Below are 13,649 nucleotides of genomic sequence, written 5' to 3'. Positions count from 1 at the left end.
GTGGGCCTGTCGTAGGGGACCTTCTTCGTAATGGTATAGCGGGGGCCGCAGTTGGTGCAGGTGATGAAGGGGTAACGGAAGCGGCGGTCCCCGGGGTCCCGGAGCTCCCTCAGGCAGTCCTCGCAGGTGGCCACATCCGGAGAGACGAGAGTAAAGCTCCCGCCGTCAGCGCTCTCGGTGATATGAAAGCCCGCCGTCCCGTCCGAGGGCACGGGCGCGGCGTCGATGGCCGTTATCCGGGCCAGGGGCGGGACCTCGGCGGGAAGGCGCTGGAGGACGGCCCCCCCTCCACCTCTATGGTCACCCCCCGGGCGGTGTTACAGACGTAGCCCGCCAGGCCGAGCCCCGTGGCCAGCCCGTAGACATAGGGCCTGAAGCCCACACCCTGCACCGTTCCCCGAACCTCTATCCGTAGCCTCTCGGCGGCCATGAGCGCCCTCCCTCTCCATTATAAGCCCTCCCCGGCCGCTCTGCACGCCCCTCCACTCCGTTTGAAAGGGCGGGCTCGCTTCTGCTATAAAAGATTGCGTCATCCCGACGATTGGCCCGAGGAGGCGGCATGGAGGAGAAGGTCAAGGTGGGCGTCATCGGGGGCTCGGGCATGGACGACCCCCGGCTCATGAAAGACATGGCGGAGCACACCGTGCAGACGCCCTACGGGCTTCCGTCCTCGCCCCTCACCACGGGTGTGCTGGACGGCGTGGAGACGGTGGTCCTGGCCCGCCACGGCAAGGACCATTCCATCTACCCCACGGGGGTGAACTACAAGGCCAACATCTACGCCCTCAAGGAGGCGGGCTGCACCCACATCCTGGCCACCACCGCCTGCGGCTCGCTCAGGGAGGAAATCCGCCCCGGGGACTTCGTCTTCATCGACCAGTTCATAGACTTCACCCGGCACCGCCCCCTCACCTACCACGACGAGGAGGTCGTCCACGTGCCCATGGCCGAGCCCTTCTGCGGCGACCTCCGGGAGCACCTGGCCTCGACCGCACGGGGGCTGGGGCTCCGCCACCACGCCCGGGGCACCATGGTGACCATAGAGGGGCCGCGGTTTTCCACCCGGGCCGAAAGCCACATGTTCCGCGTCCTAGGGGCGGACGTCATCAACATGTCCACGGTGCCCGAGGTCACCCTGGCCCGGGAGCTGGGCCTCTGCTACCAGGGCATCGCCATGAGCACGGACTACGACTGCTGGAAAGAGGAAGAGGAGCCCGTCACCTGGGAGATGATTCAGGAGAGAATGGCCGATAACTCCCAGAACGTCAAGCGGCTTATACTGGCCGCCATCCCCGGCATACGCCGAACGGGCTGCGCCTGCCGCGGCCACTGAGAGGAGAGGAGGCAATGCCGATAAAATCCCTTATCCGCACCATCAAGGACTACCCCAAGAGGGGCATCATGTTCCGGGACATCACCACCCTCATCAAGGACCCCGTGGGCTTCCGGCTGGTCATAGACAGCCTTACCCAGCGCTATATCCAGGGCACGGTGCCCTTCGACGTCATCGTGGGCATCGAGTCCCGGGGGTTCATCTTGGGCGGGGCCCTGTCCTACACCCTGGGGAAGGGCTTCGTCCCCATCAGAAAGAGGGGCAAGCTGCCCTCCGTGGTCGTCCAGCAGGAGTACGAGCTCGAGTACGGCACCGACATCATAGAGATACACGAGGACGCCCTCGCCCCGGGCACCCAGGTGCTCCTGATAGACGACCTCCTGGCCACCGGGGGGACCGCCCTGGCCTCGGCCAGCCTCATCGAGAAGCTGGGGGCCCGGATATCCGAGATGGCCTTCGTCGTGGACCTGCCCGACGTGGGCGGCTCCCGGAGGCTCAGGGAGAAGGGTTACAAGTACTTCGCCCTCACCGAGTTCGAAGGCGAGTAGGGCCCCAGGGACCGGACACGTCTAAGGAACAGTCCTTTCAAACGGCAGGGGCGTTCAGGGATTTCACTTACACGTCTTGATTCTGCTTGGTTAGGATGACCGTGGATTTACAGGACACTTTAAAGCAGGCCACATTCCCTCATCGCCTCGACATATCATTTCGCCTCGTATGCTGCCTTTAATTTCGCAATATCAATCTTCTTCATTTGAATCAACGCCTTCGTGACATTTTCGGACTTCCTGGGGTCCTTGTCCTGTAGCATCTTGCCCAAAACGGTGGGAACTATCTGCCATGACAGGCCGTATTTGTCTTTGAGCCAGCCGCACTGTTGTGCCTTCTCGTCCCCGCCTTCGGAGAGTTTTTCCCAATAATAATCCACTTCCTCCTGCGTCTCGCAGTGCACCATAAACGATACCGCCTCGTTGAATGTGAACACCGGGCCACCGTTTAACGCCACGAATTCATGCCCTTCGAGCTGAAACGCGGCCGTCATCACCGTCCCTTTCGGTCTGCCGGATGCCTCCGCCCCCGCCGCGCCATAGCGGGTGGTGCTTCCGAGCTTTGCATTCTTGAAAACGGAGGTATAAAACTTCGCTGCCTCCTCGGCTTGGTCGTCGAACCACAGACACGGTGTGATATTTTGCATATGAGCCTCCATTATTTCTTTCCCGGCTCGTTGTGAAGCAGAAGGACCCCGCACTCAGAACTCTTTCAGCTTGAGCCTCGCCTTCAAGGCGATGGTGCCAGCTTGAAACTCCGTGCCGATAATCCTTTCCACCGGCAAACCATCCCCTCGCGATAAAAGGCGAGAGAGCTCTCCAAACCATTGACACCTGTGATGACTTTGGTCGCGGTTTCATTTCTTCGTATTTATCACTGCGACTCCTCAAGGTGATGCTTATCTCTTATCAGATAGAGTGCCCTCCGTCAATGGCGGACAGGGAGGGTATCGGCGGAATTGGAGAAGCCTTCTCAGCATTTACATCTTATCGGAGCTGTCCCGTCATGACGGGACAGCTCCAATCCCCAGGGTACTCTGCATCAAACCACGGCGGCAGCCGGCCAAAGGCCCAAAAGGGCCGACGCCCCCTTTTCGACATCCTAGAACATGTCGTATCCGGATTCCTTGTGCTGGCTGAGGTCCAGGCCCATGACCTCGTGCTCGTCGCTAATTCTGAGGCCGATGGTCTTGTCGATGAGCTTCAGGAGGATATACGTAACGGCAAGTGAATAGGCCCCCACTACCGCAAGGGCCTTGAGCTGGATGATGATGGTCTGCACGTTGCCGAGGAACAGGCCATTGGCGCCGGAGGCGTTTATCGCGACCGAGGCAAAAAGCCCCGCTCCGATGGTGCCCGTGAAGCCGCCCACGCCGTGCACGCCGAAGGCGTCGAGGGAATCGTCATAGCCGAGTTTGGTTTTTGCGTTGAGGGCACCGTAGCAAAGCACGGCCGCCGCGGCCCCTATCGCAATGGCCGAGGCCGGGCTGACGAATCCGGCAGCGGGGGTAATCGTGGCCAGGCCCGCTATCGAGCCCGTGGCCGCGCCGAACATGGTGGGCTGGCCCCTGTGGAGCCATTCGACGATGACCCACACCAGGGTCGCCGTCGCGGCGGCCGTGTGGGTGTTGACGAAGGCCATGGTGCTGAGCCCGCCCGAGGAAAGGGCGCTTCCGGCGTTAAAGCCGAACCAGCCGAACCACAGAAGCCCCGCCCCCAGCACCGTCATGGGCAGGTTGTGGGGCGTCATCGCCTCCTGGCCGTAGTTTTTTCGCTTTCCTATCAGGAGCGCGGCGATGAGGGCCGAGATGCCCGACGTAAGGTGCACCACCATGCCGCCTGCGAAGTCCAGGGCGCCGAGCTGCTTCAGCCAGCCGCCCACGCCCCATATCCAGTGCGCCACGGGGTCGTAGACGAGCGTGCTCCAGAGCAGTATGAAAACCAGATACGCCGAGAATTTTATCCGCTCGGCGAGGGCCCCGCTTATGAGTGCCGGCGTTATGATTGCGAACATGCACTGGTAAATCATGAACGTCATGTGCGGAATCGTCGGGGCGTAGTCGGCATTGGCCTGAAGCCCCACGCCGTGCAGGGCGAACCAGTCAAGTCCGCCTATGAAGCCGTTTATGTCGGGCCCGAAGGCCAGGCTGTAGCCCACCAGCACCCACTGCACGCTGACCACAGCTATGGCGACAAAGCTGTGCATGATGGTGCCAAGCACGTTTTTTGACCTGACCATGCCGCCGTAAAACATCGCCAGTCCGGGGGTCATCAAAAGGACCAGGGCGGAGGACACCAGTATCCAGGCCGTGTCGCCGGTGTCGATGCCCGGGGCCCCCTGGGCCAAGGCAGGGGCGCTCATGGCAAAAATGAAAAATGCGCTCAGCGCTAATTTTCTCATCTCAGAGGGCCTCCTTGCCGGTGCTTCCGGTCCGTATTCTTACGACGTTTTCAAGGCCGTAGACGAATATCTTTCCGTCACCGATTTCCCCCTGCTCGCCGGTCCGCGCAGAACTCAAGATGGCGCCGACCACGTCATCGAGGCTTTCCCGTTCCACCGCAACCTCCACCTTCACCTTCGGCACAAAGTTCACCACGTATTCCGCCCCCCTGTAGACCTCCTTGTGTCCCTTCTGCCTTCCGAAGCCCTTGACCTCCACAGTGGTCATCCCCTTTACCCCGGCTTCGACCAGCGCCTTTCTTACGTCGTCAAGCTTGTGGTGCTTGATTATCGCAGAGACCATTTTCATATACCCCTCCCACAAAATATTTCCCCCCTTATATACATAAATCATGCCAATGTGGTAATGCTGAATAATCAATAAACTAGAAAAGCGCATACCCTGCAAAAAATGTAGGGCCGACAATTTTGTCAGACAATTTTGTAGGATTTCGGGGACCACGGGAAATCCAGGAGAAGGCCGAAACGCGGGTGTTTCTGATGAGGGTGACATAGGGGCCCTGCACCTTCCGCCCCCCTCAGGAGAACTTTCAGGGATGCGTCTTCACAATCATTGAAACGGAGTTGGATAGCGGTTCATGAAGCTTGTCGACTCCTGCTCTTGGGCCGCTCATGAATAGGCCACCGGCTTAACTCCCGACCCATCAGCCAGCCAGACATCCGTGAGCGGCGAAATATATGTACTCTGCGCGATATGGGGAAACAACCGGTCAACGAACCGTCTTATCGCGTCGGACTTCCGCACGCGCTCAAACGTCTCCAGGGAATCGAAAACCGTGACGTGATAGTGATGCAGAGGGTTGTCTCGGTCCTCAAGCCATAAAGACAACTGGACTTCGGGAACATCCGCCTTGAAATATTGAACCAACTCCGCCGCCGCGGCTTTTCCCTCGGCCACATCGCCGTCGGGTTTGAAGTCATAGTCGTTGACCAGCTTCCAGTCGAACAGGCTCGAGTAGAACTTGTCTGACCTTTCCACGTCCTGCGTCTGCAATTCGATGTGAACGAAAGGGTTTGCCATGGTGCGCCTCTTCACTGGTATTCGTATGCATATCTCTTAGCAGATAAATTATCTTCCGTCAATGAACTGTAAGGTTGGGTGCCTTATGCATCAAACCGCTCCACGCAGCCGTCTATCCCCGGGGACGGGATTTCCTCGCCATACCCTTGTTGGAAACAGGCCCGGGAGAAAAAAACCCGGAGGCCTCCGCGAGGCTGGCTCTTCGCGCCCTTCCGGAGGCAATGGGGTAGAATATCCGTTATGCGCACAACGGGCAGGTTCTCGGCCATCCGCTACAGGGACTTCCAGCTCTTCTGGGCGGGGCAGGTCGTCTCCTTCTCCGGCACCTGGATGCAGTCCACGGCCCAGGGGTGGCTGGTCTACTCGCTGACCAAATCCCCCTTCGACCTGGGCATCGTCTACATGGCCGCCTCGCTTCCCATCCTGCTTTTCAGCCTTCTGGGAGGCGCGGCCGCCGACAGGTTCCCCAAGAGAAACCTCCTCCTTTTCACCCAGTCCATCTCCATCGTGCCCGCCCTTCTCATCGGCGTGCTCACCAGCCTGGGGGTGGTCACCGTCTGGCACGTCGTGGTGCTGGCGTGCCTGCTGGGGACCGTCAACGCCGTGGACATCCCCACCCGGCAGTCCTTCCTCATCGAGATGGTGGAGAAGCCGAACCTGCTGAGCGCCATCGCCCTGAATTCCGCCGCCTTCAACGGCGCCCGCATGATAGGCCCCGTGCTGGCGGGCATCATCATCACGAGCCTGGGGGTGGCGGCCTGTTTCTACCTGAACGCGGCGAGCTTTCTTGCCGTCGTCCTGGCCCTGGCCCTGGTGCGCACCCCGGGGCTGCGCAGCGCGGGAACCGGCAACCTCCTCAGGGACATCGCCCAGGGAGTGGGCTTCATCCGCACCGAGCCCGGCGTCCGAAGGCCCATCCTCCTGGTGGCCGCCTTCAGCCTCTTCGGGCTGCCCTTCATCTCCCAGCTCCCAGTCTTCGCCGAGGACATCCTGGGAAAGGGCGCGCAGGGCCTGGGCTTCCTGACGGGTGCGTCGGGGGCCGGCGCCCTTGTCGCGGCGCTGACCCTCGCCTTCAAGGGAGACATCCGGGAGAAGGACAGGTTCATGGGCCTTGCCTCCATCGTCTTGCCCGCCACCCTCGTGGCCTTCTCCCTCTCCCGGAGCTATCCCCTGTCGCTCGGCCTTATGGTCGCCATAGGGCTCCTGGTGGTGGCCTTTCTGGCCGCGGCCAACAGCGCCGTTCAGCTGCGCACCCCCGACGGCATCCGGGGCCGGGTGATGAGCGTGTACACGCTGGTTTTCCTGGGCATGGCCCCCGCCGGGTATCTCCTGGTGGGAAGCGTGGCCGGTGCGCTGGGGTCGGCCAGGGCGATAACGCTGTCGGCCTCGCTCTGTCTCATGATTTCCATTACAATAGTCGCAAGGACGCGGCAATGATGGTGCTTGCCATAGAGACCTCCACCATGCTCGGCGGAGTGGCCCTCATGGACGACGCACGGGGCCTCGTCACGGAGGTACGCCTGAACGTCAAGGCCACCCACTCGGAGAAGCTGATGGCCGAGGTGCACTACGTCCTCGGGCAGTCGGGCGTGGCCCTGGGGGAGCTGGACGCCCTGGCCGTGGCGGTGGGGCCGGGCTCCTTCACCGGCTTGCGCATCGCGGTGAGCACCGCCCAGGGGCTGGCCTTCGCCACGGGGGTGAAGTTAGTTTCCGTGCCCACCCTGGAGGCCTTCGCCTGCTCCCTGCCCTTCGCGCGCTACCCGGTCTGCCCCATGCTCGACGCACGGAAGAAGGAGGTCTACGCCGGGGTGTTCGTCTTTGCCGCGGGCAGGATGGAGCGGCTCATCCCGGAGCGGGCCGTCGCGGCCGGAGACCTAGCCCGGGAGCTGGCCCGGGAGGAGGGCGTCGTCTTCATGGGCGAGGGGGCGCGGATGTACCGGACGGTATTGACGGAGGTCCTGGGAGGGCGGGCCCACTTCGCCCTGCCGGGCCTCATGGTCCCCTCCCCCGCGTCCCTGGCCCGCCTGGGGATGGAGCGGGCCCGACGGGGGGAGTTCACCGAGCCGGCCGGGCTTGCGCCCCTTTATCTGAGGAAGTCCGAGGCTGAGCTGAAATGGAAGTCCACATAGAGCAAATGCGCCCGGAGCACCTTCCGGAGGTCGCCGAGGTGGCCAGGGAAAGCTTTTCCCATCCCTGGTCATGGCTCAGCCTCCGGCAGGCCATGGACTCCCCGGGCTCCCTCGCACGGGTGGCCCTCTCGGAGGGACGGGTGCTGGGGTATGCCTTTGCCAAGCGCGTCCTGGATGAGGCCGAGATACTGGCCCTGGCGGTCCGCGAAGGGGTGCGGAGACGGGGCGTGGGCCGGGCGCTCGCCCAGGAGGTCCTGCGCGTTTTGGAGGCCTCTTGCGTACGGACGGTCCGGCTTGAGGTGAGGGAATCAAACGAGGCGGCCAGAAACCTTTACGGGCAGCTCGGTTTCCGGGCCGTCTTCCGGAGGGCCGGCTACTACGCCTCTCCCCGGGAGGATGCGGTTCTGATGAAGAAGGAGCTCAGACCCCCGGTTGCGTGCTTTCCGACATCCGCACAATGTCCCTGAGCATCTCGACGAACCCGTCCTTGAGCTTCTTCCTCCGGAGCCTCCTGTAAAGCATCAGGAGCTTGGCCTCGTCGTCCGAGAGGTTGGAGAAGGCAGCCTGGGACTCCGCGACCTTGTCGAGCTTGTCGTTTTCGAGAAAGGCCGTCACCGGAACCCCAAAGACGTTGGCTATCTGTGTGAGCCGCTGCACGCTGAGCTTGCTGGCCCCTTTTTCGTACTTCTGGACCTGTTGGTAGGAGACGCCGATTTTCTCGGCGAGCCGCATCTGCGACATCCCGGCGGCCTTTCGCATCTCCCTGATGAGAGAACCGATGTGATTCGTTCCCATGAGACTACCCCTTCCTGCTGTGTGGGTTAACGCACCCTGTTACGTTTTGCCGATACACACCGGCAAAACTTGCCAATGATAAACGGTCGAACGAGCCGAAGTCTACTATTCCATGGTTGCAGCGCGGCACCACCTGTTCCCACCGTTAGTAAAAGACCACAAATTCTGTTTATTAAATATAATTATATCATATTTATCTAAATACCTTCCCATTATACCTTTGTCCTTCATCCCCGCTGTTCAGAAAGGATAGCATGGAGCGTGCCAGAAGCGGCAAGTTTCGTAACGTCCTGATAAAAGGCCCGGATATGGACGCGCATGCAACCCTAGACCGTAAAATTTGACAGTGAGGCATCCTTACATTGTGTCTGGTGATACAAAAATACCCACGTCGCCCCACTGAAATGGTGCAAGAAGACCCAAGGTATTGTTCAGGGAGCTCCGGGAGGCTACGTCCAGACCCCGGGCTGGAGGCGGCCGCAGCTGGGGCAGGCCCCATCGCGGAGCCTCACGGCCTCCACGCGGAAACCCATACGCATCACAAGAAGCTCCCCGCATCCCGGACAGTAGGTGCTTTCCCGGCCCTCCCCCGGGATGTTGCCTTCATAGACGTACTGAAGGCCGGCCTCCATGCCCACCTCCCGGGCCCGCTTGAGGGTCTCCACGGGCGTGCGGGGGCGGTCCGTGAGCTTGTAGGTGGGATAGAACTGGGTGACGTGCCAGGGGATGGCGGGGTCCACGGAGACCAGGAAACGCGCGATGTCCCTCACGGACTCCTCGGCGTCGTTGAGGCCCGGTATGATGAGCGTGGTGACCTCCACCCACACGCCCAGCTCCTTCATGAGCCGGATGGTCTCCAGCACGGGGGAGAGGCGGGCCTTGCATATCTTCCTGTAGAACTCGTCGTCTCCCTTGAGGTCTATGTTGTTGCCGTCGAGGTAGGGGGCGATGAGCCGCACGCTCTCGGGGGTCATGAAGCCGTTGCTGACGAAGACGTTCCTGAGGCCCTTGCCCCGGGCCAGCCGGGCGATGTCCAGGGCGTACTCCATGAAGATGGTAGGCTCCGTGTAGGTATAGGCGATGCTTTGGCAGCGGTCCTCGGACGCACGGCGGACCACCTCGGCCGCGCCCACCTCCTCGCCGGGGATGCTCACGTCCTTGCGCTCCCGGGGGAGCTGCGAGATGGTGTAGTTCTGGCAGTGCTCGCACCGGAAGTTGCAGCCCGCGGTGGCCACCGAGAAGGAGCGGGAGCCGGGCAGGAAATGAAAGAGGGGCTTCTTCTCGATGGGGTCGACGTTCATGCTTACCGCCCGCCCGTAGACCAGGCTCACCAGGGTGCCGTCGCGGTTCTCCCTGACCGCGCAGATGCCCCGCTCCCCGGGCCTTATCTTGCAGCGGTGCGCACAGAGGAAGCACCGGACCTTTCCCTCCTCGAGGCGCTCGTAAAGGACGGCTTCCTTCATGGCCCGATTATATCAGAGCACGGACGAGGGGCAAATCGCCTCGGCCAGAGGGCCGCGCCTCAGCAGCGCTCGCCCCGTCCGGGGGCCTTGTGACGCTCCGTCTTCCACGGCCGGGAGGCCGCCCAAAAGGCTCCGGCCAGGCTCAGAAGCACCCAGCCGCACCCGATGAGAACGATGGCCGTCCAGGAGTACCCGCCGTAGGGGGCCCGGATTTCGTGATACAGGTCGCCCACGAGGATGACCCCCAGCATCAGGGGCACGAAGTACCGGATGAGCGCTTCCCAGCCCCTCCCCAGGCGGATGGAGGAGACCCGATTGATATGGTTCTTGATGACCTTGAACCTGAAGAGCCAGGCCACCACCACGCACTCCAGGATGCCCACAACCACGAGGCCGTAGTGGGTGAGGAAGTGGTCCACGATGTCCAGCCAGAAGAGTCCGCCCTCGGTGGCGAAGACGATGGAGCCCATGAAGCCAAACACCGAGATGGCCGTGACCACCGGTTTTCTGCGGAAGGCGAACTTGTCCACCAGGGCCGCGGTGAAGGCCTCCAGGATGGAGATGGACGAGCTCATCCCGGCGACGAAGAGGCAGAGGAAGAATATGGCGCCGAAGAGGTTCCCCCCGGGCATGAGGCTCACCGCCTGGGGGTAGGCCACGAAGGCCAGGCCGATGCTCTGGGATACCACCTCCGAGACGGGCTTCCCCTGGCTCACCGCCATGAACCCCAGGACCGAAAAGACGGCGAACCCCGCGAAGAGGGAATAGCCGCTGTTGATAAGGCCGGTGAGGTAGGCGTTTTTCGTTATGTTGGTCTTCTCCGGCAGGTAGCTCGCGTAGGCTATCATGATGCCGAAGCCCAGCGACAGGGTGAAGAATATCTGGCTGTAGGCGTCAATCCAGACCCGGGGCTCCTTGAGCTTGCTGAAGTCCGGACTGAGGTAGGCCTTGAGCCCCACCCCGGCGCCCTCGAGGCTGAGGGACCAGAAGACCAGGACTGCGGTAAGGAGGAAAAGGAGGGGCATGAACACCTTGTTTGCCAGCTCGATGCCCCGCTGCACCCCCCTGAAGAGGATGAGCCAGTTCAGAAACCAGACGGCCGCCAGGCCGAAGAATATGGGCGTGCGTATCTGGCCCACCTGGAAGGGGCCGCCGCTCTGGGCCAGAAACTCCTTGAAGAAGAACCTGTCGGGGTCCCCGTCCCAGCCCAGGTTGAAAGAGAAGGCGAAGTAGTTCAGGCACCAGGACACGATGGTGGTGTAATACAGCTCGATGCCGAACATCACGAAGATGACGGCCCACCACCCCAGCCACTCCCACTTCTTCCGGAGCTTGGCATAGGCCAGGGGGGCCGAGCCGATGCGCTCGTGCCCGATGCCGAACTCCAGGATGAGAAGCGGGATGCCCGCCGTCAGAAGAGCGGTAAGATAGGGGATGAGGAAGGCCCCGCCGCCGTAACTGTAGGCCATGTAGCTGAAGCGCCAGATGTTGCCCAGCCCGATGGCCGAGCCCACCGCGGCCATGAGAAAACCCATCTGGCTCTTCCACTGCTCTCTCTTCGCCATGCCTCGGCCCTCCCCTCGGAAAGCCCCTTACTATACCAAGCGGAAGGGGGTTTCGCAACAGCTCTCCGGCCCCTTCTCCATGCGCGTTGACAACCGGTTCTGTGCTATAGTTAAATATATTTTCTGCGGTTGCGCGGAAGGCGCAGAGAGGGCGCAAAGGGCGGATAGCTCAGCTGGGAGAGCGCAGCCCTTACAAGGCTGAGGTCACAGGTTCGAGCCCTGTTCCGCCTACCAGTAGCCAACGGGCGCCGGTCCGGCGCCGAGCTTGGGGTGGTAGTTCAGATGGTTAGAACGCCGGCCTGTCACGCCGGAGGTCGCGGGTTCGAGTCCCGTCCACCCCGCCATTAAAAAACAAAGGGTTACGGGCTTTTCCGGTGCCCTTTTCTTTCCCCTGCTTAAGGCGTTTCCAACCCATAACCTAGTGGAAGTTACCTTCCCCCTTTTGAGCAATAATTACCCGCTCCTGAAGAAAGACGAATCGCCCAGTTTGAGGTGCTAGTTTCTGCTTGACAGCTTAGTTGACTTCCGCTAAAAGGAGGAGTACAGGCTAAGAAAAACCCTAGTGAGAAGTGTGAAATAGCGGAGCATTCCAATATCACGGACCTCTCCGGTCCGCGTAATAAGAGGAGGAGTTAGCCATGAAGAAAGCCGTTGCAATACTCGTTGCTACAGTCCTTGTTTTTTCTGTCGCTGGCGTGGCCCTCGCCGTGGCGGAACAGATAACAGGCGAGATCACGGCGATAGACGAGTCAAACAGCACCATGACTCTGAAAATGGCAGACAAAGAGAAGACCATCTCCTACAGTGACGACACGACGGTCATGGAGGGCGAAAGTGAAATGTCCCTTTCCGATCTGAGGGTCGGAGACAAGGTTACCGTGACATGCAGCGAAAAAGACGGCGAGAGGATGGCTGAAAAGATAATGATTGAAAAAGGCGCTGAGTGACAAGCCTTCTCCTGCTCCATTAGGTATCAGCAGAGCGCGCTGCTGCTTCATCCTGAGCCGCAGCGCGCTCTGCTCTGCCCCCACGAGAGAACGCCTATGGGGGCAGGCCCTCATGGCCCGCTCCACAGCGGACGGGCAAAGGCTGAAATCTGCATTCTCCTTCCTGCACTTGAGACTGTAGCATTTTGTCTACAGGTATAAGATTTCTTCCGAAAAGGAACGCATAGCCGGATGTCACCGTCTGAGAACTTCCCCTCCAAAGACGCGAAGGCGAAACCAGCCCCTTGGGTGCGACCTTCATCTACCACTCAACGATAAGTCTGCTATTTAAGAATAACGATTTACTGCGCTATTTCTCGATAGAATTGTGCGGTGCTTGACTTGGTTCAGTAAAAAGCAGGACAACAGATTTTCTTGTGAAGAAGATTACTATTATGCAATAATAAATAATTATATCAATTTCATTAATAATTATATCAATTTCATTGCCGAGATAATTTGCAACAGTAACATTTTTATCCATTAGATAAATATAAATAATGCCTAATAGTGCATTGATCGTAATCAGAAAAAGAAGGAGAAGCCTTGACCAGTACTTTCTGCGAATAACAAAAAAAGCTGTTGTAATATAGATGATTGCAATAAATGAACGAATAATGAACCATTGATATATTAGTTGTTCGTTCTTGTTAAACTTCACCGCCGCCTTTTCAACATAAAAAGTGAATGCCGTCCATAATTCTGAAATGGTCACATCGTTATCATTGTCGGCAACTTTAGAAATAATGCAGGGTGGTCCCCAAATGGTAAATAATATTACAAAGTTATATACACAAATAATAAGTGCTAAGCTATAGAGCCACAGGAGAGGATTCTTATATATTTTCTTGTTCATACGCCAATATAAAAAGCTAGCCGTGCCCTGTTTGAAGATCACTGTCAATGGATAACAATAGAAACATAATTGGATAAAATAAAAGGGTTGCATATGAAGTTTTTTCGAGTGCTAAGAACAAACCTTCAAGGAAAATGCCATGCATTGTCCAATCAGTTCCAATTGGTATTGCGAGAGTAGTCGTACTTACATCATAATGTAAAAAGATAGTCATAATTATCAGGCTGAAGGCCAATGAGATATGCAGAGACCTTTGATATGTACTTTGATTTTTTAGAAATGCATTCCATAATCGTGAAATGATGAAACCTTGGAGACTGGCTATGGCACAATAATATGGTAGGAAATCGAATACGTCCCAAGTCACTATTAGATGCAATGAGAACACACCAATTATCCAGCATAGTACAATTTGCCAACTATCGGAGGACCTCTTTTCGACTTCCCTTGCCAGCTTAGACATGAAATAGTTTATACTGTTGCACAACTCAG

The 13,649-nt window shown here is 59.0% G+C and carries 14 protein-coding genes, 2 tRNA genes and 1 pseudogene; 8 read left to right on the top strand and 9 right to left on the bottom strand.

Going from position 1 to position 13,649, the window contains the following annotated elements:
* Positions 1-430: pseudogene (locus tag P8Y39_09710) on the bottom strand (acylphosphatase).
* A 129-nt stretch (positions 431-559) separates the two neighbouring features.
* On the opposite strand from P8Y39_09710, the gene mtnP reads away from it, so the two are divergent.
* Together mtnP and P8Y39_09700 are read left to right on the top strand one after the other, a co-directional pair.
* Positions 560-1,333: an S-methyl-5'-thioadenosine phosphorylase gene (gene mtnP / locus P8Y39_09705; GenBank protein ID MEJ2192601.1), complete on the top strand. Its 774-nt coding sequence runs from the start codon at positions 560-562 to the stop codon at positions 1,331-1,333.
* Positions 1,334-1,347: 14 nt separating this feature from the next.
* A complete protein-coding gene (locus P8Y39_09700; GenBank protein ID MEJ2192600.1) occupies positions 1,348-1,881 on the top strand; it encodes an adenine phosphoribosyltransferase in 534 nt (177 codons plus the stop codon).
* Positions 1,882-2,036: 155 nt separating this feature from the next.
* On the opposite strand, the gene P8Y39_09695 is transcribed toward P8Y39_09700, so the two are convergent.
* From P8Y39_09695 to P8Y39_09680, 4 genes are all read right to left on the bottom strand, one after another.
* The gene (locus P8Y39_09695) at positions 2,037-2,540 is read right to left on the bottom strand and encodes a VOC family protein (protein MEJ2192599.1); all 504 of its coding nucleotides are present in this window, start codon (positions 2,538-2,540) and stop codon (positions 2,037-2,039) included.
* Positions 2,541-2,983: 443 nt separating this feature from the next.
* Positions 2,984-4,282 (bottom strand): ammonium transporter, encoded by a 1,299-nt coding sequence (locus P8Y39_09690; protein MEJ2192598.1) that lies wholly within the window; start codon positions 4,280-4,282, stop codon positions 2,984-2,986.
* A gap of 1 nt (position 4,283) precedes the next feature.
* A complete protein-coding gene (locus tag P8Y39_09685) occupies positions 4,284-4,631 on the bottom strand; it encodes a P-II family nitrogen regulator (GenBank protein MEJ2192597.1) in 348 nt (115 codons plus the stop codon).
* Between the two features lie 321 nt (positions 4,632-4,952).
* The gene (locus tag P8Y39_09680; protein MEJ2192596.1) at positions 4,953-5,363 is read right to left on the bottom strand and encodes a VOC family protein; all 411 of its coding nucleotides are present in this window, start codon (positions 5,361-5,363) and stop codon (positions 4,953-4,955) included.
* Positions 5,364-5,603: 240 nt separating this feature from the next.
* Here P8Y39_09680 and P8Y39_09675 point away from each other — a divergent pair, with 240 nt between their 5' ends.
* Genes P8Y39_09675 through rimI form a run of 3 tightly spaced genes read left to right on the top strand, consistent with a single transcriptional unit; the run spans position 5,604 to position 7,959 of the window.
* Positions 5,604-6,800, top strand: a complete 1,197-nt coding sequence (locus P8Y39_09675) for an MFS transporter (GenBank protein ID MEJ2192595.1) — start codon at positions 5,604-5,606, stop codon at positions 6,798-6,800.
* Entirely contained in the window at positions 6,797-7,492 is a 696-nt protein-coding gene (gene tsaB, locus P8Y39_09670) for a tRNA (adenosine(37)-N6)-threonylcarbamoyltransferase complex dimerization subunit type 1 TsaB (protein ID MEJ2192594.1), read from the top strand. The genes P8Y39_09675 and tsaB overlap by 4 nt, the downstream gene beginning before the upstream one ends.
* The gene (gene rimI, locus P8Y39_09665; GenBank protein MEJ2192593.1) at positions 7,477-7,959 is read left to right on the top strand and encodes a ribosomal protein S18-alanine N-acetyltransferase; all 483 of its coding nucleotides are present in this window, start codon (positions 7,477-7,479) and stop codon (positions 7,957-7,959) included. The genes tsaB and rimI overlap by 16 nt, the downstream gene beginning before the upstream one ends.
* On the opposite strand, the gene P8Y39_09660 is transcribed toward rimI, so the two are convergent.
* The 3 genes from P8Y39_09660 to P8Y39_09650 form a co-directional block, all read right to left on the bottom strand.
* Complete coding sequence (locus tag P8Y39_09660; protein MEJ2192592.1) at positions 7,913-8,287, bottom strand: helix-turn-helix transcriptional regulator; 375 nt, start codon at positions 8,285-8,287, stop codon at positions 7,913-7,915. The two genes, rimI and P8Y39_09660, sit on opposite strands and share 47 nt — an antisense overlap.
* Positions 8,288-8,736: 449 nt before the next feature.
* Positions 8,737-9,750, bottom strand: coding sequence for an AmmeMemoRadiSam system radical SAM enzyme (amrS, locus tag P8Y39_09655; GenBank protein MEJ2192591.1), 1,014 nt, complete (start codon positions 9,748-9,750; stop codon positions 8,737-8,739).
* 59 nt (positions 9,751-9,809) lie between these two features.
* The gene (locus tag P8Y39_09650; protein MEJ2192590.1) at positions 9,810-11,315 is read right to left on the bottom strand and encodes a sodium-dependent transporter; all 1,506 of its coding nucleotides are present in this window, start codon (positions 11,313-11,315) and stop codon (positions 9,810-9,812) included.
* Between the two features lie 158 nt (positions 11,316-11,473).
* Between P8Y39_09650 and P8Y39_09645 the strand changes: the two genes are divergently transcribed.
* The 3 genes from P8Y39_09645 to P8Y39_09635 all read left to right on the top strand — a co-directional run bounded on the left by P8Y39_09645 (position 11,474) and on the right by P8Y39_09635 (position 12,262).
* A tRNA-Val gene (locus tag P8Y39_09645) sits at positions 11,474-11,549 on the top strand.
* Positions 11,550-11,582: 33 nt separating this feature from the next.
* Positions 11,583-11,659: transfer RNA gene (locus tag P8Y39_09640), tRNA-Asp, on the top strand.
* Positions 11,660-11,953: 294 nt separating this feature from the next.
* Entirely contained in the window at positions 11,954-12,262 is a 309-nt protein-coding gene (locus P8Y39_09635) for a DUF5666 domain-containing protein (protein ID MEJ2192589.1), read from the top strand.
* Between the two features lie 911 nt (positions 12,263-13,173).
* On the opposite strand, the gene P8Y39_09630 is transcribed toward P8Y39_09635, so the two are convergent.
* Positions 13,174-13,649 (bottom strand): hypothetical protein (locus P8Y39_09630; GenBank protein MEJ2192588.1); only part of this gene is annotated, 476 nt, incomplete at its 5' end.

The organism is Nitrospirota bacterium (genome assembly GCA_037386965.1).
Classification (GTDB): domain Bacteria; phylum Nitrospirota; class Thermodesulfovibrionia; order Thermodesulfovibrionales; family JdFR-86; genus JARRLN01.
Note: the sequence above shows the minus strand (reverse complement) of the source record. Positions and strands in the feature narration are given on the sequence as shown.